We start from the raw sequence: 17,965 nt of genomic DNA, 5'->3' as shown, positions 1-17,965 counted from the left end.
GCGCGCATTCGGTCGTTCCCGTACCGGAGCGGGGCTCTCGGGGCGGATTCCGGCCCGGGCGGGCGATCGGCCGTCCCGGGGCCGCCCACCGGTCGTCGGTACGCCCTGACACGCGCGAAGGGCGCTCCCCGGTTCCGGGAAGCGCCCTTCGGATGCCGCGCGGCCGCCGCGTCGATCGGGTCGACTCAGACGTACTCGGCGAGCTCCTTGAGGAGCATCGACTTCGGCTTGGCACCGACGATCGTCTTGACGATCTCGCCGCCCTTGAAGACGTGCAGGGTCGGGATCGACATCACGCCGTAGCGGGTGGTGATCTCCGGGTTCTGGTCGATGTTGAGCTTCGCGACGGTGAGCTTGTCACCGTTCTCGTCCGCGATCTGCTCGAGCGCCGGGGCGATCTGGCGGCACGGGCCGCACCACTCGGCCCAGAAGTCGACGAGCACTGCCTTGTCGCTCATCAGGACGTCGGTGTCGAAGGTCTTGTCGGTGACGGTGACGGTGACGGTGGCCCCGGCCATGGTTGCTCCTCGGTGTGCTCGGGTGGAAGGAAGTGGGACGAGTTTGTGGGTCAGGCGACGGCGCCGTCGGCGAGCGAGGCGAGGTAGCGCTCGGCGTCGAGCGCGGCGGCACAGCCGGTGCCGGCCGCGGTGATCGCCTGCCGGTAGGTGTGGTCCACGACATCGCCCGCCGCGAAGACGCCGGTGAGGTTGGTGTGCGTGGTCGGGGCGTCGACCTTGATGTAGCCCTCGGCGTCCAGCTCGATCTGGTCGCCCAGGAGTTCGGTGCGCGGGTCGTGGCCGACCGCGATGAACAGGCCGGTCACCGCCAGGTCGCGCAACTCGCCGGTGCCGGTGTCACGCAGCTTGACGCCGGTGAGCTTGCCGTCGCCCACGATCTCGGCGACCTCGCTGTTCCACGCGAACGAGATCTTCTCGTCGGCGAACGCCCGATGTTGCATCGCCTTGCTCGCGCGCAGCTCGTCCCGACGGTGGATGACGGTCACCGAGCGGGCGAAGCGGGACAGGAACGTGGCCTCCTCGATCGCCGAGTCGCCACCGCCGACCACCGCGATGTCCTGGTCCCGGAAGAAGAAGCCGTCGCAGGTGGCACACCAGGAGACGCCGCGACCGGAGAGTGCGTCCTCGTTGGGCAGGTTGAGCTTGCGGTACGCGGACCCGGTCGCCAGGATCACCGCGTGCGCCTTGTGCACGGTGCCCGCGCCGTCCGTGACGGTCTTGACCGCGCCCGTGAGGTCGACGGCCACGACGTCGTCCGGAATCAGCTCGGCGCCGAAGCGCTCGGCCTGCTTGCGCATGTTGTCCATCAGATCCGGACCCATGATGCCGTCCGGCCAGCCGGGGAAGTTCTCGACCTCGGTGGTGTTCATCAGTGCGCCGCCCGCAGTGACGGCGCCTTCGAAGACCAGCGGCTTCAGGTCCGCGCGTGCTGCGTAGACGGCGGCCGTGTACCCGGTCGGACCCGATCCGATGATGATCACGTTGCGGACGTCGCTCACGCTGAGCCTTTCCTGGTTCCTTGTCGAGCCTCGGGCCGGAGGCCGGCCTCGGCTGTGCGGGTCTGCGAGCCCCGCGCCCCGATGAGATGCGGTGTCTCGTTCGACAACGGATCCTAGGTGCGCACCATTCCCGGCTCCCAACGCCGCGAGCGCGGCGTGCCGGGGATCACCCTCGGGGGACCACGGTGCTGAGCAACACGGAGCCCGTGCCGGGGCCCGACGGGGCCGCCGAGAGCTGTGTGGCGCAGGACGCGTCCACGATGTACACCCGGACCCGGTCGGCACTCGGGCCGTTCAGGACCACGACCCGGACCGGCTTGCCGGCGTAGCGGCCGTCGTCGGTGGCCAGCGGCCGGGCGGCGTCCGGACCGATCGCGGCGGCGACGCAGTCGGGCAGGTCCGCGAGCGGGGTCGCCGGGGTGCGGCGCAACAACTGCGCGACCTGCTCGGGCAGTCCGGCGGCCGTGTATTCCCGGGGAGCCGCGATGGACGGCCGCTGCGGCGTCTCCGGGGTCTGCGCTTCCGACTTCGCGCCCGGTTGCTCGCCCGCCTTGCCGGACGGCGCGGGCCGGTCGGCACCCTGGGGCGCGGACACGGCGGAGTTGCCCTTGGCGGCGGTCGGTTTGTGGGCGCCGTCGTCGTCCCCGGTGCCGACCAGGACGGTGACGCCCAGGGCCACCGCCGCCACGGCGGCGGCCGCGAGCAGCAGCGGACCGCGGCGCCGCCGGCGCCGGGCGGCGTCCAGATGGACGACGTCGTGGTCGAAGGCGTGCTCGGACGCATGCGGTGCCGTGGTCGGTGCGGGCGGTGCCGGGGCGGCCGGGACGCTCGTGCGGGGGATGCCCACCGAAGGTGCCTCGGCGGGTCGCGGCGGCGGGAGCGCGGCCAGCGCGAGCGCGTCGTCGATCCGCGCGATCACGTCGGCGGGCATCGGTTCGGCGGGTTGTCCGCCGAGCAACTCGCGGACCTCCGCGAGCGCGTCCCGGGTGTCGCGACACTCGGCGCACTCGGCGAGGTGTGCGTGCACGGCCGTCGCCTGCTCCGGATCGAGCAGTCCTTCGACGAGGTCGGACAGCACCTCGACGTCGATGTGCTCGCTCATCGTGTGCCACCTCCCTCCATGCTCGTGCCGCCCGCGTCGGGGGCCGGACCGCCGGCTCTCGGTCGGTCGTCCGTCGATGGGACGGATTGTCCGGCTCCGGGGTTCCCGGATGCCCGGGACGGTCCGGGCGGCCCCGCCTCGCGCAGGTGCCGCACCAGCGGCAGCAGCTTGGCGCGACCGCGGGCGCAGCGGCTCTTGATGGTGCCCGAGGCGACCTGCAGGATCCGGGCCGCCTCCTCGACGGGGTAGCCCTCCATGTCCACCAGCACCAGTGCGGCCCGCTGCTCGGCCGGCAGCGTGGCCAGCGCGGCGAGAACTTCCGCGCGGGTCTCGCCGCGGATCGCCGGGTCCTCGTGCACGGGCGCGGGCAGCCGCTGGTCGAGATCCTCGGGCAGCGGTACGGCCGGCCGGGCGGCCCGACGCCGGGCCCGGTCCAGGCAGGCGTTCACCACGATCCGGTGCAGCCACGTCGTGACGGCCGCGCGGCCCTCGAACCTACCCGCGGCACGGTAGGCGGATACCAGGGCGTCCTGGAGGGCGTCAGCGGCTTCCTCGCGGTCGCCCAGCGTGCGCAGCGCCACCGCCCACAGCCGGTCGCGGTGCCGACGGACGACCTCGCCGAACGCGTCGGGGTCGCCGGCGGCGTGCCGGGTGAGCAGATCGGCGTCGGTGACGTCCGCGTACGCCGATCCGGTCTGCTCCGTACTCACCGCCTACCTCCCCTGGGCCCGGGGTCATCCTGGCACGGGCCGCCGGCGCCTTGGAGAGGGGTTCGCCTCGATCGCCCGGGCAGGGGTCAGCCGTTGACGATGAAGCTGACCTCACGCCAGGCGTTCTGATAGCCCGGGGTGTAGATGTCGTAGTCGCCGACGTCCCGCAGAACCTCGGGCATCGTGGTCATCAGAACCAGCACGTAGCGGGTCTTGACCGCCTGGTCGCCGACCACGTTCAGCTGGGTGTCGTCGGTCCCCTTGCTGCCGATGGTCACCCTGTAGGCTTCCTGGTTCGTCGGCATCGTCGACCCGGCGCCGGGCGCGGCCTTGAGGGTGACGGTGGTGGTCGACCCACCGGCGCCGAGCGCGATGTTCACGCCTTGTACCTCCATCGGTTCGCCGAGGTCGTAGACGATCCCGTAACCCGTGCGGCCGTTGTATTTGATGGTCGGGCCGTCGAGCATCATGTTCGTGTGCCAGTAGGTCTGACGCTTGCCGTCGTATGTCTTCGCCACGCCGTCCGGGTCGGTGGGTGCGGCGCCGATCGAGATCTCCCTGCCGGTCTTCGGGGTGACCTCCCGAGAGGTCGCCGGTACCGTCGGAGGCTGGGTCGGCGTGCTCGACGGGCCGCCCCCCTGCCGCTTCAACGGATCCGGCTTCTCCTCCCCGTCCCCCACATGGCTGGCCACCTGCCACGTCACCAGGACGATCGCGAGCACCACGAGCACCGCGACCGCACTCTTGACCGTCGCGCCGAACCGGCCGCCCAGCGGGGGCGGCGGTGCGACCGGCGGTCGGACGGAGCCGTTCGAGCCACCACCGCCGGTGTAGCCGGCCGTCGAGTAGACCGTCCGGGTCGGCGTCGGCGTGTAGACGGGGTACTCGTCCTGCTCCGGGCCGCCGACGATCTCGCCCTGCTCGGGCGGATGGATCTCCGGGATCGCGCCGATCGCCGCGGACAGTTCGCCCGGTGTCTCGAACGCCGGTTCGTGCTTGACCTCGTGGCCCAGCGCGCGCATCGTCAGCGCGGCCAGCGTGTCGTCCACTCCGGCCCGGATCTGGCCGGGCGCGCAGAGCCTGCCACCGGTGAACGGAGCGGCCTGTAGCCCGTATTCGGTGCCGTCGACCCAACGCCGGGTCAGCGCCGCGTACATCAGCCTGCCGACCGCGTGCGTGTCGTCGCGGGCCGCGTCGGTGGTGTCGTGTCCGTAGAGGGCCGCCTCGACCGCCAGGCCGACGATCTTGTACTGGCCGGTGTGCATGCGCAGCACGTTCTCCGGCGTCAGGCGCAGGTGCGACAGACCGGCCCGGTGCGCGACGGACATCGCCTGGGCGACCGCGCGGGAGAGTTCGTACACCTCGTGCGGCGGCAGCGGCGCGCTCTCGAAGACCTTGGTGAGGTTGTCCGCGTCGGGCAGCCATTCCTTCACCACGTAGATCAGGCCGTCCTGTTCGGCGCAGTCGAGCACCTGGACGAAGCGTGGGTCGCCCATCAGCGCGGCGGCACGGGCGGCGGAGATCACGGCCCGGCCGTGCTCCCCGCCGGCGGGGACGATGTGCACGCCCACCGCGCGCCGGAGCTTCTCGTCGACGGCGCGCCAGGTCTCGCTGCGGCCGTTCTGCGACAGGCGGTGTTCGAGCCGGTAGCGGTCGGCCAACCGGGTGCCGCGACTGACCCGCGGCGCCGCGGGTTCCGCGGCCGGCGCCGGCCGAGCCGACTCGGGCTCGGTGGTCTTCGGGGCGGCCGACTCGGGGGTGCTCGCCCTGCCGCTCCGGGCGGTGGAGTCGGCAGGCCTTTTCCGCTTCGCCCGCTTGTGGGTTACCGGTTCGTCCTCGGCCGACTCGGAATCGGACTCGGCGGCCACGGACACGGCGGCCACGGACGCTGCGGGCGGGGCCTCGGCAGCGGGGGCCCGGGAAGGCGCGGTGGACCCGGCGGCCGCGGCAGGTGCGGTGTCCGCGATCTCGGCCGAATCGCCGTCCGCAGAGCCGTTGTTCACACCGGCGCCGGTCACGGACTCGCCGGCTTCGGTGGATGTGGCGGCTTCGGATCCGACTTCTTCGCCCGCGTCGGGTTCGGGTTCCGCATCGACGGGCAGAACCGTGGTGGTACTTCCCGAGACCCCTGAGACATTACCGCCGGAGACCTTGCCGTCCGAACCGACCGGATTGTCCGACGATGTATCAGAAGCCTTTGGCGGTACGGGGTTTGCCTCGTCCGTCGCTAGGTCGACGGATCCTGCGGTTCGGTCCGTCACCTCGGCCTCATCCTCCTCGTCGGCGTACTCATCGTAGAGGTGAGGCATCTCGGGCCGTAGGTCAGGGACGACCTCTACACACCATGAGACTCTCCGGCCCCACTTCGGGTTGCCTCCTCGCAAGATCCGTAAGGAAACCGAGACCGGCGTAACGGGAGCTTTACCCCGGTTCCGGCGTGCGGCACACCCTCACTCGCCCATGGTGGTACATCCCACACCGATCCGCCCGCCGAATTCCCGGTGCGGGATTCGGCGGGCGGTGGTCCGTGCGGGGTCGAGGCGGCGGTCAGCGGCCGAGCCGGCCCTTGATCATCCCGGTCATCGCGGTCATCTCCTCGACCCGCATCCGGTTGGCCGCGATGAAGAACACGACGAACATCGTCACGATCCCCGCGCCCACCGCGATCGCCGAGCCGCCCATGCCCGAGCCGAAGTGGCCCGTGCACACCCGGGCCACGAAGAACGCCGCGGCGCCGCCGACCGCGGCGGCGATCGACAGCCGGGTGTAGGTCCGGGTCACCCGTCGGCCGTCCAGGTCGCCGAGCCGCTTCTTGAGCCGTTGTGCGGCCAGCACCACGCCCACCAGGTAGGCGAGGCTGTAGCCGCCGGCGATGCCGACACCGGCCCACTTGGTGGGCAGCGCGACGTAGGCGAGACCCGCGAAGGCCGCCTGGGCGCCGGCGATCCATACCGTGTTCAGGAACGGCGTCCGGGTGTCCTCGTACACGTAGAACCCGCGCAGCAGCACGTATTGCGCCGAGTACGGGATCAGTCCCAGGCCGAGCGCCATCAGCATGTAGCCGATCCAGTGCGCGCTCTGTTCTCCGGTCGGGGCGAAGATGAAGCCGCCGATGTCGCGACCCAGCGCCACGAAGATCGCCGCACACGGGATCATCGCCACCGCCGACAACCGCAGCCCGGAGGAGATGTCGCCACGCACGCTGGCCAGGTCGCCGTCCGCGGCGGCCCGGCTCATCCGGGGCAACATCGCGGTCATCACCGACACGGTGATCACCGCTTGCGGCAACTGCCAGATCAGCAGCGCGCTGCTGTAGGCGGTGAAGCCGACGCCGAACTGGATGTTCTGGTCCCGCGCGTCCACGTCGATCGCGGTGGCGAGCTGGGTCACCACCAGGTAGCCCGCCTGGTTCGCGAGCACGAACAGGAACGTCCACTTGGCCAGCCCGAGCGCCTTGCCCATCCCCGAGCCGCGCCAGTCGAACCGGGGCCGGAAGCGGAACCGGGCCGCCTTCAGGTACGGGATCATCGCCATCGACTGCACGACCATCCCCAGCAGCGTGCCCAGGCCCAGCAGCCGGATCTCGTCCGGAGTGATGGTGTCCGAGTTCTGCCCGGTGTTCTTCGCGGTGCCGGCCACCCAGATGTACAGGCCGAACGTGGCGATGATGACGATGTTGTTCAGGACCGGGGTCCACATCATCGGGCCGTAGCGCTCGCGCGCGTTGAGGATCTGCCCGAACAGCACGTGCAGACCCATGAAGAAGATGATCGGCAGGCAGTAGCGGGCGAAGGTGATCGCCAGCTCGTAGTCCTGGTGGTGTTTCGCCAGCGAGTTCGCGAAGGCCCGGATCAGCAGCGGCGCGCCCAGCCAGGCGATCACCACCAGCCCTGCGAGCACCGTCATGACCAGGGTGAGCAGGCGGTTCGCGTACGCCTCGCCGCCGTCGTCGTCCTGGCGCATCGCGCGCACCAGCTGCGGTACGAAGACCGCGTTCAGCGCACCGCCGCCGACCAGGATGTACAGCAGCGTCGGCATCGTGTTGGCGACGTTGTAGGTGTTCGCCAGGATCGCCGTGCCCAGAGCCGCCGCGGCGACCAGGTTGCGCACGAAGCCGGTCATCCGGGACACGATCGTGCCCGCCGCCATCACGGCGGAGGATCGCATTATCCCGCCGAGCTTGCTGCCCTTCTTGCCCTCGCCGCCGACCGGGATGCCGGCCATGCGCTCTTCGGCGCCCGAGCCGGGCATCCGGTAGACGGGCGACGTGGAGGGGTTCAGCGGGACCGGCGGGGCGTCCAGGACCGCGCTCGCGGACATCGACGCGGCCGCGGCCTCGGCCCGGTGCTGGGTCTCGTAGCGCTGGTACGCCTCGGTGTAGGAGGGCATGCCCGCGATGTCGCCGGCGAGGCCGAGGTTGATGCCGGTCAGCGTCTGGTCCATCAGCCAGCCGCCGGGCCGGTCGTAGTCGCCCCAGCCGCCCTGCCCCTGCTGCGGGCTCGGCTGCTGCGGGACATACGACTGCTGCTGCACCGGCTGCTGGTGTGGCTGTTGATGCTGCTGGTGTTGTTGATGCTGTGGCTGCTGCTGGTAGTTCTGCGCCGGCGGGGCCTGGTGCTGCTGGTACGGGTCGCCCGAGCCGTATCCGCCGCCGCCGTAGTGCTGCCCCTGGGCGGACGGGTCGTACGGCACGCCCGGGTCGTACTGCGGGCCCGCGTCGTAGCCGCTCGGCGCCTCGGGGGTGAAGAGTTCGTCCACGCCCACGTAGGGATCGTTCGCCGGCGGGTCGCTCAACTCGTCCCGGAACCACGCGCCGCCGCCCTGGTCGGGCTGCTGCTGCTGCGGCGGCTGCTGGGCGTACGGGTCGTAGCCGCCCGCGTTCGATCCGGAGCCGTACGGATCCCCGTAGACCGGTTCGGGCCCGGAGCCGTAGCCGCCCTGCCCGGGGTAGCCCTGCTGCGGGTACGCCGCCGGCTCGCCGTACCCCGGGTGCGGTGCGTTCGGGTCGGCATAGCCCGGATCGCCCGGCTGCGCGTACGGGTCCGGCGGTTGCGCGGCATAGGGATCGGCCGGCTGTCCGTACGGATCGACGTACTGCTGCAGGTAGGGGTCGGCGGGCGGCCGACCCCGGTAGGGATCGTCGTGCGCGCCGTCGTCCGGCTCGGCGGAGCCGCCGGTGTACGGCTGACGTTCGTCGCTCCGGTCGCTCATGCGGGCGGGCCCTCGTCTTCTCGGTCAGGTTGAGTGTCCGGTGCCCACTTTCTCATTCGGGGCGGTCGGTCGTGGATCTCGACGGTGTGTGTCCGTGCGGGTCGGCCGGATCCGGCGGTCCGTTTCCGCCGGCGTAGGGCCCCGCGAAGTGGGCCGGCGGCCACCCGGATGCCGGTCGGATCGCATCCGAGCCGGGCTCCTCCGGGAAGCCGGCATGCGACGGCGTGTCGTCGCCGTCCTCACCATCCTCGTCGTTCGTGTCCCCGGCAAGGGCCGCTTCCCGACGTTTGCGCAGGAAGGCCCGCAGCGAGAAGACCGCGAGCAGGAAGGCGAGGCCGCCGATGATCCAGCGGGTCAGCGCGTCGATCGTGGTGGTGTTGACGAAGAACGACTCGGGCGGCCGGACCGCCCGTCCGTCCGGGGTGAGCAATTGGACATCGACCATGACCTTGCCGTTCGCGGCCGACTTCGCCGAGATCGGCACCTCCCGCCGGCGCCCGTCGGGCACCGTCACGGTGATCGGGTCGCCGAGTTTGAGCCGGTTGGGCTGATGCGAGCCCACCGCGATCCGCACGGTGACCGGTTGTTGGAGGTTGTTCACCACGGTGACCGGGATGTTGCCCTCGTCGCCGGACAGCGTCACGCCGGTTCTGCGGATGATGTAGACCAGCGATTGCAGTTCGCGCAGGCCACGGGTGACGCCGAGCCGATAGCGGTCCATTCCCTGCGGGTCGCCGCGCCACTCGGTGGACAGCAGGCGCAACAGCGCGGGGTTGAACGGGCCGGTCACCCGCTCGGGGCGGGTCAGTATCGAGGCGAAGGTCTGCATCGAGCGGACCAGGTTGTCGGTCTCGGTGAGGTACTGCAACGACGGCTCGCTCGCCCGGACCGCCTTGGGATAGCCGGCGAGCTTGCGGGCGGGCAGCGGGGCGGGCTCGGCGGCGAGCTCGGCCAGGGTGCTGCTGCGGGTCCAGTCGGCCGAGGCGTTGAGCACGTCCTTGAGCACGTTGGCCAGCGCGGCGTCCATGGTGCGCGGCGGGGCGATCAACAGGCTGCGCGAGGCCGAGGGCTCCTGGAGCACGATCGTCAGCAGCTCGGCCAACAACTGCTGGGTGGTCAGCACGCCCTGCCCCGGCGCCTTGGCATCGGTGGCCAGGATCTTGTCGATGTCCGGGTCGGTGACCAGCGCGGTGCCCTTGTCGGCCCCCGGCAGGGCGGAGGTGGCCGATGGGGTGACCCGGGGTTCCTTGGTCGGCGCCAGGGACGCGCCGGAGGCGATCACGGTGCTTGCCCCGCTGCCGCTCGCGAGCTGGACGATCGAGGAGTCCAGCGCACCGCCGGCGGGCCAGGCGACGTCGGTGCCCACCGGGCGGGCCAGGGTGCGCTGCATGACGGTGGCGGATTCGGCCAGGGCCTCGCTCAGCTGCGGGCGCAGGTCCGCCCGGCCGGCCTCCAGGGCGTGTGCGACCGCGGCCAGATCGGTGTCGGCGTACGGCAGCGCGATCACCGGCTGGGTGCCGAGGCCGGCCTTGAGCCGATCCAGCCAACCGGCCGCGACCTGGCCGCCCCCGCCGGCGAGGGTGTTCGTGGTCTGGTTCGGCGTCGCCTTGGCGGTGTCCTCCTCGCTCGGCGGCTTGCCGTCCCGGGACTTCTTCGGCTTGTCCGGGTCCAGGCTGCCGGGCGGCGCGACCCGATAGCCGCCGGTCATCTCGGCGGCGGAGTCCACCAGTTCGGGATCGATCGCCCAGTCCACCTTCATCCCGGTGCCGATGTTCACCAGGTCGTACAGCCGCCCGCCCGGGGCGAACTGCGCGGCCAGGCCGTCGTCGCGGAACACCGGCGTCTGGGCCTCGTCACCGAGCGTGGTGCCGTCCCGATGCGGGCGATCGACGAGCGGCCAGACCGTGGCGACCCGCAGGTTCTGGACGTTCTTCAGGCCGTTCCTGGGAATCCACGGCAGGAACGTGCGGGCCGCGCCGATCGTCTTGCCCCCGGTCCTGGCCTCGATTCCCAGCGGGTACGCGCCGGCCGCGTTCAGACCCAGCGGGTCGGCGGGGAAGGTGAAGGTCCACGGTTGGGCCGCGCCCGGTCCGGGGGCCAGGTTGTGCACTACGACCGGCTTGGGGGTGCGCAGCAGGGTCCCGGTCGACTGGGCGTCCTCGGGCGAGCCGATGCCGCTTCGAAAGAGCGGCTCGGAGGTGCGCAGGCGCACCGCGACCTCCATCGAGTCGATCGCCCTGCTGCCGGTGTTCAGCACCCGGCCCTCGATGGTGACGCTTCCGCCGGCCTTGGCCACCGGGGTCATCTTGGTGATCAGGACCTGGATCCCGTCGCCGTCGGCGGCGCGCGCGGCCGTCGGCGGGAGCATCCCGAGCAGGCCGGCGGCGAGCACCAGGGCCAGTATCAGCACCGCGAGCATCCGGCCGCGAAGCACGATGACCCCGGGTCCGGGCCGGGATCGGCGATCGCTCACGCGCTGTCCGCCAACAGCTCCGGGGCGAGCGTGACCAATCGCCGCTCGTCGGGGTAGGCGAGGCGCGCCGTGAGCGCGCCGAGCGGAACCCAAGCCACCGCTTCGACCTCGATGTCGTCGTCCGACAGATCCCCGCCCGCCGCCTCCATGAGGTAGTGGTGGACGGTCTTGTGCACCCGCCGATCCGGCGCGGTGAACCAATAGTCGATCACCCCGAGCGGGGCCAGCACCCGACCCACGATGCCGGTCTCCTCCTCGACCTCGCGCAGCGCGGCGTCGACCACACTCTCGCCGCTCTCGATGTGCCCCTTGGGCAGCGACCACAACAACCGGCCGCGACGATCCCGACGCGCGATCAACGCCGCACGCAGGGTGAGTCGATCGACCACCAGACCACCTGCCGAGGTCTCCTCGACCACCTGCAGCCGACGGCGCGGCGGCGTGGTCTCGGAAGGCATCCGCCAAGCTTAGTGCGACATGCGCCACGCCATCACGCCATGATCACCCCATCGCACGGCCCGTTCGCGGATGCGGCCCCGACGTAATGCGCGCGAGACCCGCGGCCTCGACCCGTAACCTTGTCTCCCGTGCCGAACGCCAAGAACACACCCCACCCGGACGACCCGCCGGCCATCGGCGAACTGAGCGCCGTACAGCGCCGCGCCGTCACCGAACTGTTGCGCGTCGCCCCCGTCGCCGACGACCTCGCCCGCCGCTTCGAGGCGGCCGGGCACACGCTCGCGCTGGTCGGCGGCTCGGTGCGGGACGCCCTGCTCGGTCGGCTCGGCAACGACCTCGACTTCACCACCGACGCGCGCCCCGAACAGGTGCTGGCGATCGTGCGCCCGTGGGCGGACGCGGTGTGGGACGTGGGGATCGCGTTCGGCACGGTGGGATGCCGAAAGAAGCTCGCGGGCTCGCCGGACTACCAGATCGAGATCACCACCTACCGCTCCGAGGCGTACGACCGCACCTCGCGCAAGCCCGAGGTCTCCTACGGCGACTCGATCGACGACGACCTGGTCCGTCGCGATTTCACGGTCAACGCGATGGCGGTCGCGCTGCCCGGGATCACCTTCGTCGACCCGCACGGCGGGCTGGAGGACCTGGCCGCGCGGGTGCTGCGCACACCGGGCAGGCCCGAGGACTCCTTCGGCGACGACCCGCTGCGGATGATGCGCGCCGCGCGCTTCGCCGCGCAGCTCGACTTCGAGGTCGCGCCCGAGGTGGTCGCGGCGATGACGGACATGGCCGAGCGGATCGAGATCGTCTCCGCCGAGCGGGTCCGGGACGAGCTCAACAAGCTCATCTGCTCCGACCACCCGCGCAAGGGCCTGGAGCTGCTGGTCTCCACCGGGCTGGCCGCGCGGGTGCTGCCCGAGCTGCCGACGCTGCGCCTGGAGGTGGACGAGCACCACCGGCACAAGGACGTGTACGAGCACACGCTCACCGTGCTCGAACAGGCGATGGCGCTGGAGTCGCCGGGCGAGCCGGACCTGATCCTGCGGTTGGCCGCGCTGCTGCACGACATCGGGAAGCCGCGCACGCGGCGCTTCGAGCCGGACGGGCGGGTCTCGTTCCACCACCACGAGATGGTCGGTGCGCACATGACGCGCAAGCGGCTGAAGGCGCTGAAGTACCCGAAGGACGTCACGGACGACATCACGCGCCTGGTCGAGCTGCACCTGCGCTTCCACGGCTACGGCACGGGCGAGTGGACCGACTCGGCGGTGCGCCGATACGTGCGGGACGCGGGGCCGCTGCTGGATCGGCTGCACAAGCTGACCCGGTCGGACTGCACGACGCGCAACAAGCGCAAGGCGGCCACGCTCGCGCGCGCCTACGACTCGCTGGAGGAGCGGATCGCGCAGCTCGCCGAACAGGAGGAGCTGGACTCGATCCGGCCGGACCTGGACGGCAACGAGATCATGAAGCTGCTGGAGGTGCCGCCCGGCCCGCTGGTGGGCAGGGCCTACCGGCACATGCTGGAGATGCGGCTCGAACACGGCCCGATGGACCACGAAGCGGCGGTTGCGGCGCTGCGGGAGTGGTGGGCGGCGAACGCCGAGGCGTGAACGCGCGAAGCCCGCCGGGGGGACGACCGGCGGGCTTCGTCATGAGCGGGGTGCGGGACGCTACTCGAACTTGGCGCCCGCTTCTTCGAGTTCCTTCTTCTTCGCCTGGAAGTCGTCCTCGGTGACCCTCATCGTGCTGATCGGGTCGAGGGCCTTGACGTCCGCGAGGGTGGTCTTCGACGTGAACGTCATGCAGACCACGCCGTCCTTGGAGCCGGACCAGTAGAAGGTCGCGAAGTAGCCCGAGCTTGCCGGGAGGTCATTGCACTTGTTCTTGTCCGAACTCCCGCTGACCTTCTTGAGGACCTTCCACTTGGCGTCCGGCGAGTCGCACTTGGCGATCTTCGGCATCTTGGACTTGCCGAGGCCACCCTCGATGCGGGCGAGGCAGTCGCCGGCCTTCGCGCTCGACGCGTCGTCCTTCTTGAGCGCGCCCTTGACCACGACACCGACGATCGCCAGCACCACGAGAACGACGATCGGGATGACGATCTTCTTGACCTTGCTGCTGCGCGGCGGAGGCGGCGGCGGGCCGCCGTAGAAGCCCGGCTGACCACCCTGCGGGAAGCCCCCGGGCGGCGGGAAGCCGCCCTGCGGCTGCTGCGGCTGACCGGGCTGCTGACCCCAACCCTGCTGGGGCTGCTGGGGCTGGCCCGGCTGCTGGTTCCAGCCCTGGTTCGGCTGCTGGGGGCCGTTCGGGCCGGGCGGGAAGGGATTGGACATGGGGACGATCTCCGTTGCAGGGGACTGGTGAGACAGTCCGGAACACTAGGGGTCCCGCCGGACACCCGCTGCGGGGATTCCCCTTGTGCCGGTCGAATGTGAGCGGAATAACGGGCATAGAGGCGTTATTCGGCTGTGCCGCGGATCATTTCCGTGCGGCGAGACACAGGACGAAGCTCTCCACGGTGGGGTCCGAGGCCAACGCGATGGGATCGCCCGGCACCGAATCGCAGACCCCCGAGAACGTGGTCCCCTGGACCCGCTCGACCACGATGAATCGCGCCGCCGGGTCCTCGCACTTCACCGGGTCCTGGTCGATGGTCGCCTTGTCCCGCAGACAGTCCCCCTCGTGGATCCGCGGTCCACCGTCCTCCTTGTGCACGTACCACCAGCCCCCGGCGGCGGTGCCGCCGACCAGCAGCACGGCCAGCACCGCGATCCATGCCCCGTGCCCGCGTCCGGTCCGCCCGCTCGGCGGGGCCGCCGCCCGGCGTGCCGCGCGTCCGTCGCCCGTCGCCCGGCGAACCACGGGCGGGTGCGACATCGACGCTTCCTGCGGCGGGAGCGCGTGCCCGTGCGGCGGGGTGTTCTCGGTCCATGCCGGTATGTACGGCAGAGGATCGTTTTCACCCGAACCGACGTTATTGGACATGGAGTATCTCCAGAGGTGCCGAAAATCGCTGGATGTGCAGATTAGAACTTCGCTCTCGCCATTGCACTACCCGCAGGTAATTTCCTGGACATGTAGCCGAGGAAAATAAGCCCCGAGAGGTATCAAAAGGGATATCAGGGCCGGCGACTGTCCATCGGAAGGGCTGTGGTGATCACCGGAGGGTGCCGGCGCGCTGCCAGTGTGTACAGGACACCGGTCGACGCGTACACCGCGGCCACCGCGAACAGCACCGCCGGCGAGCGGCCGTCGTCGGGCAGTCCGAGCGCGGCGACCGCGGCAGCGCCCACGAAGGCGACGTTGAACAGCACGTCGTACACGGAGAACACCCGGCCCCGGTACGCGTCGTCGACGGTGGTCTGCACGATCGTGTCCACGCCGATCTTGGCGCCCTGCGAGGTCAGCCCGAGCAGGAACGCGCCCACCACCAGCGGCGCGAACGCGAACGGCAGGCCCAGCGCGGTCTGACACACCGCCCCCGCGAGCGCACACGTGCCGATCCAGGCAGCGACGCCGATCCGGGTGGTGATCGCGGGCGTGGCCACGGCCGCGACGAAGAAGCCGAGCGCGGAGACGCTGACCGTGATCCCGAAGGTGGCCAGTCCGCCGTCGGGGTCGCTCGGATCGTTGAACGTGTTGCGGCAGAGCAAGACGGTCATCACGGTGAGCACGCCGTAGCAGAACCGCATCGCGGTGATCGCCGCCAACGCGTGCGCGGGCGCCCGACGCCGCCACACGTGCGTCGCGCCCTCGCGCAGCCCGCGCGCCACCGAACGCAGCGCCTGGCCCACCCCGGGCAACACCCGGTCCGGGTCGGGGCCGAGCAGATCGGTCGGCATCGTGGCCGCGACCGCCGCCGAGCCCAGGTACAGCAGCCCGGACACCACGATCACCAGCGCGGTCGCCGCGGAGCCCTCGGCCAGGAACGCGTGCACGAGCACCGCCGCCCCGCCGCCGATCGCCGCCGCGACGGTCCCGGCCGTGGGCGACACCGAGTTCGCGGTCACCAGCCGCTCGGTCGGCACCACCCGCGGCAGCGACGCGGACAGCCCGGCGAGCACGAACCGGTTCACCGAGAGCACGGCGAGCGCCGCCGCGTAGAAGACCGGGTCGGGCACCCCGAGCAGCACCAGGCCCGCGGTCGCCGCGACCAGTACCGCCCGCAGCAGGTTGCACAGCACCAGCACCTGCCGGCGCCGCCACCGGTCGAGCAGCACCCCGGTGAACGGTCCGACCAGCGAATAGGGCAGCAGCAGTACCGCGAATGCGGTCGCGATGTCCGCCGCCGAGGTCTGCTTCTCCGGCGAGAAGAACGCCTGGCCCGCGATGGCGACCTGGAAGGCCCCGTCGGACAGCTGTGAGGTCAGCCGGGTGGCGAAGAGCCGACGGAAGTCGCGCAGCTTCAGCAGCGAGCGCAGATCACGGATGAGGGCCACGGCGCCCACCGTAGCCGGCGGCCGGTCCGCGGCCGGAAACGCACCCGGCTCCGGCGGGTACGCCGAAGGCCCGGCTCCTGGACGGGAGCCGGGCCTTCGATTGCCCGGGTGCACCACGAGGGTGCGCGACGAGCGGAGCGGGTCAGCGCTCGATGTCGCCCTTGATGAAGGACTCGACGGCGTTGCGGGCCTCGTCGTCGAAGTACTGCACCGGCGGGGACTTCATGAAGTACGAGGACGCCGACAGGATCGGGCCACCGATGCCGCGGTCCTTGGCGATCTTCGCGGCGCGCACGGCGTCGATGATGACACCGGCCGAGTTCGGCGAGTCCCAGACCTCGAGCTTGTACTCCAGGTTCAGCGGGACGTCACCGAAGGCGCGACCCTCGAGGCGCACGTACGCCCACTTGCGGTCGTCGAGCCACGCGACGTAGTCCGACGGGCCGATGTGCACGTTGTCCGCGCCGAGGTCACGGTCGACCTGCGAGGTGACGGACTGCGTCTTGGAGATCTTCTTCGACTCCAGGCGCTCGCGCTCCAACATGTTCTTGAAGTCCATGTTGCCGCCGACGTTGAGCTGCATGGTGCGCTCCAGCAGGACACCGCGGTCCTCGAAGAGCTTCGCCATCACGCGGTGCGTGATCGTGGCGCCCACCTGCGACTTGATGTCGTCGCCGACGATCGGCACGCCCGCCTCGGTGAACTTGTCCGCCCACTCCTTGGTCCCGGCGATGAAGACCGGGAGAGCGTTGACGAACGCGACCTTGGCGTCGATGGCGCACTGGGCGTAGAACTTGGCCGCGTCCTCGGAGCCCACCGGGAGGTAGCAGACGAGGACGTCGACGGCCTGGTCCTTGAGGACCTTGACCACGTCGACGGGGGCCTCGGGCGACTCCTCGATGGTCTCGCGGTAGTACTTGCCGAGACCGTCCAGGGTGTGGCCACGCTGCACGGTGACACCCGACGGCGGCACGTCGCAGATCTTGATCGTGTTGTTCTCGCTGGCACCGATGGCGTCCGTGAGGTCGAAGCCGACCTTCTTGGCGTCCACATCGAAAGCGGCCACGAACTCGACGTCACGCACGTGATACTCGCCGAACTGCACGTGCATCAGGCCGGGGACGCGGCTGTTCGGGTCGGCGTCCTTGTAGTACTCGACGCCCTGCACCAGCGAAGCGGCGCAGTTGCCCACGCCGACGATGGCTACGCGAACCGAACCCATTCCGGTTGCTCCCTGTGATCTCGACGAAGCCGCCATGAACCGGCGACCTCAGTTGTTGGATGCGGACGGGTCCGAGGCCACGTCCTGGGTGGGGGTCCGAAGTCGGTCGGCGTCCTTCGACGCGTCGACCGGTGCCTCGGGTCCGGCGGCGTCCGGAGTGGCTCCGGCGTGCCGCTCGGCGGTGATGAGCTCGTTCAGCCAGCGCACCTCGCGCTCGACCGACTCCAAGCCGTGTCGCTGCAACTCGAGGGTGTATCCGTCGAGCTTCTCCCGCGTCCGGGTCAGCGACCCGCGCACCCGGTCGAGGCGTTCCTCGAGCCGGCTGCGCCGACCCTCGAGGATACGCATGCGCACCTCGTGGTCGGTTCGACCGAAGAAGGCGAAGTGCACGCCGAAGTTCTCGTCCTCCCAGGCCGAGGGCCCGGACTCGGACAGCAGTTCTTGGAAGTGCTCCTTGCCCTGTGCCGTCAGCTGGTAGACGATCCGGGACCGCTTGCTGCCGGCGAGTGCCGTCACCTCCGGAACCTCCTCCGCGAGCCAGCCCCGTTCCAGCAGGGACTTCAGGCACGGGTAGAGGGTGCCGTAGGCGATGGCACGGAACGAGCCGAGCACGGTGTTGAGCCGCTTGCGCAGTTCGTAACCGTGCATGGGGGAGTCGTGCAGCAGGCCGAGGATCGCGAATTCGAGGACGCCACCGCGCCTGCTCATCGCCTTCCTCCATCCACTGCGGACCGGACCGGACGTGGATCCTGCGCAACCGTGGGATACGGTCGCAGCCGACCTTCGTCCGGCCGGGGCTCCTGCGCCCCCGGCTCGATGTACCGGCC

14 protein-coding genes are annotated in these 17,965 nt (G+C 70.8%); 1 reads left to right on the top strand and 13 read right to left on the bottom strand.

What is annotated here, in order from left to right; genetic code table 11:
* Positions 1-185 precede the first annotated feature (185 nt).
* The 8 genes from trxA to ACFZBU_RS32345 all read right to left on the bottom strand — a co-directional run bounded on the left by trxA (position 186) and on the right by ACFZBU_RS32345 (position 11,470).
* On the bottom strand, positions 186-518 hold the full coding sequence (gene trxA, locus ACFZBU_RS32380) for a thioredoxin (RefSeq protein ID WP_391587257.1): 333 nt from the start codon (positions 516-518) through the stop codon (positions 186-188).
* A 50-nt stretch (positions 519-568) separates the two neighbouring features.
* Positions 569-1,516, bottom strand: a complete 948-nt coding sequence (trxB, locus tag ACFZBU_RS32375) for a thioredoxin-disulfide reductase (protein WP_391587256.1) — start codon at positions 1,514-1,516, stop codon at positions 569-571.
* A gap of 166 nt (positions 1,517-1,682) precedes the next feature.
* Positions 1,683-2,618 (bottom strand): anti-sigma factor family protein, encoded by a 936-nt coding sequence (locus tag ACFZBU_RS32370; protein WP_391587255.1) that lies wholly within the window; start codon positions 2,616-2,618, stop codon positions 1,683-1,685.
* On the bottom strand, positions 2,615-3,328 hold the full coding sequence (gene sigM / locus ACFZBU_RS32365) for an RNA polymerase sigma factor SigM (protein WP_391587254.1): 714 nt from the start codon (positions 3,326-3,328) through the stop codon (positions 2,615-2,617). The genes ACFZBU_RS32370 and sigM overlap by 4 nt, the downstream gene beginning before the upstream one ends.
* Before the next feature lie 86 nt (positions 3,329-3,414).
* Positions 3,415-5,331: a protein kinase family protein gene (locus ACFZBU_RS32360; RefSeq protein WP_391587253.1), complete on the bottom strand. Its 1,917-nt coding sequence runs from the start codon at positions 5,329-5,331 to the stop codon at positions 3,415-3,417.
* Between the two features lie 544 nt (positions 5,332-5,875).
* Positions 5,876-8,539 carry a murein biosynthesis integral membrane protein MurJ gene (gene murJ, locus ACFZBU_RS32355; protein WP_391587252.1) on the bottom strand — a complete coding sequence of 888 codons (2,664 nt, stop codon included), beginning with the start codon at positions 8,537-8,539 and terminating at the stop codon, positions 5,876-5,878.
* A gap of 52 nt (positions 8,540-8,591) precedes the next feature.
* Positions 8,592-11,012: a DUF6049 family protein gene (locus ACFZBU_RS32350; protein ID WP_391587251.1), complete on the bottom strand. Its 2,421-nt coding sequence runs from the start codon at positions 11,010-11,012 to the stop codon at positions 8,592-8,594.
* A complete protein-coding gene (locus ACFZBU_RS32345; RefSeq protein WP_391587250.1) occupies positions 11,009-11,470 on the bottom strand; it encodes an NUDIX hydrolase in 462 nt (153 codons plus the stop codon). The genes ACFZBU_RS32350 and ACFZBU_RS32345 overlap by 4 nt, the downstream gene beginning before the upstream one ends.
* Before the next feature lie 129 nt (positions 11,471-11,599).
* On the opposite strand from ACFZBU_RS32345, the gene ACFZBU_RS32340 reads away from it, so the two are divergent.
* Positions 11,600-13,087, top strand: coding sequence for a CCA tRNA nucleotidyltransferase (locus ACFZBU_RS32340; RefSeq protein WP_391587249.1), 1,488 nt, complete (start codon positions 11,600-11,602; stop codon positions 13,085-13,087).
* Between the two features lie 60 nt (positions 13,088-13,147).
* Here the strand turns inward: ACFZBU_RS32340 and ACFZBU_RS32335 are convergent, their stop codons facing one another.
* The 5 genes from ACFZBU_RS32335 to ACFZBU_RS32315 form a co-directional block, all read right to left on the bottom strand.
* The gene (locus ACFZBU_RS32335) at positions 13,148-13,810 is read right to left on the bottom strand and encodes a hypothetical protein (RefSeq protein ID WP_391587248.1); all 663 of its coding nucleotides are present in this window, start codon (positions 13,808-13,810) and stop codon (positions 13,148-13,150) included.
* A 145-nt stretch (positions 13,811-13,955) separates the two neighbouring features.
* A complete protein-coding gene (locus ACFZBU_RS32330; protein WP_391587247.1) occupies positions 13,956-14,354 on the bottom strand; it encodes a hypothetical protein in 399 nt (132 codons plus the stop codon).
* Positions 14,355-14,596: 242 nt separating this feature from the next.
* Complete coding sequence (locus ACFZBU_RS32325) at positions 14,597-15,916, bottom strand: MFS transporter (RefSeq protein ID WP_391587246.1); 1,320 nt, start codon at positions 15,914-15,916, stop codon at positions 14,597-14,599.
* Between the two features lie 142 nt (positions 15,917-16,058).
* Positions 16,059-17,138, bottom strand: a complete 1,080-nt coding sequence (locus tag ACFZBU_RS32320) for an inositol-3-phosphate synthase (protein WP_020557165.1) — start codon at positions 17,136-17,138, stop codon at positions 16,059-16,061.
* A gap of 48 nt (positions 17,139-17,186) precedes the next feature.
* Positions 17,187-17,846, bottom strand: coding sequence for a PadR family transcriptional regulator (locus ACFZBU_RS32315; RefSeq protein WP_391587245.1), 660 nt, complete (start codon positions 17,844-17,846; stop codon positions 17,187-17,189).
* Positions 17,847-17,965 lie beyond the last annotated feature (119 nt).

Source organism: Embleya sp. NPDC008237 (assembly GCF_042956465.1).
Lineage (GTDB): Bacteria > Actinomycetota > Actinomycetes > Streptomycetales > Streptomycetaceae > Embleya.
Note: the sequence above shows the minus strand (reverse complement) of the source record. Positions and strands in the feature narration are given on the sequence as shown.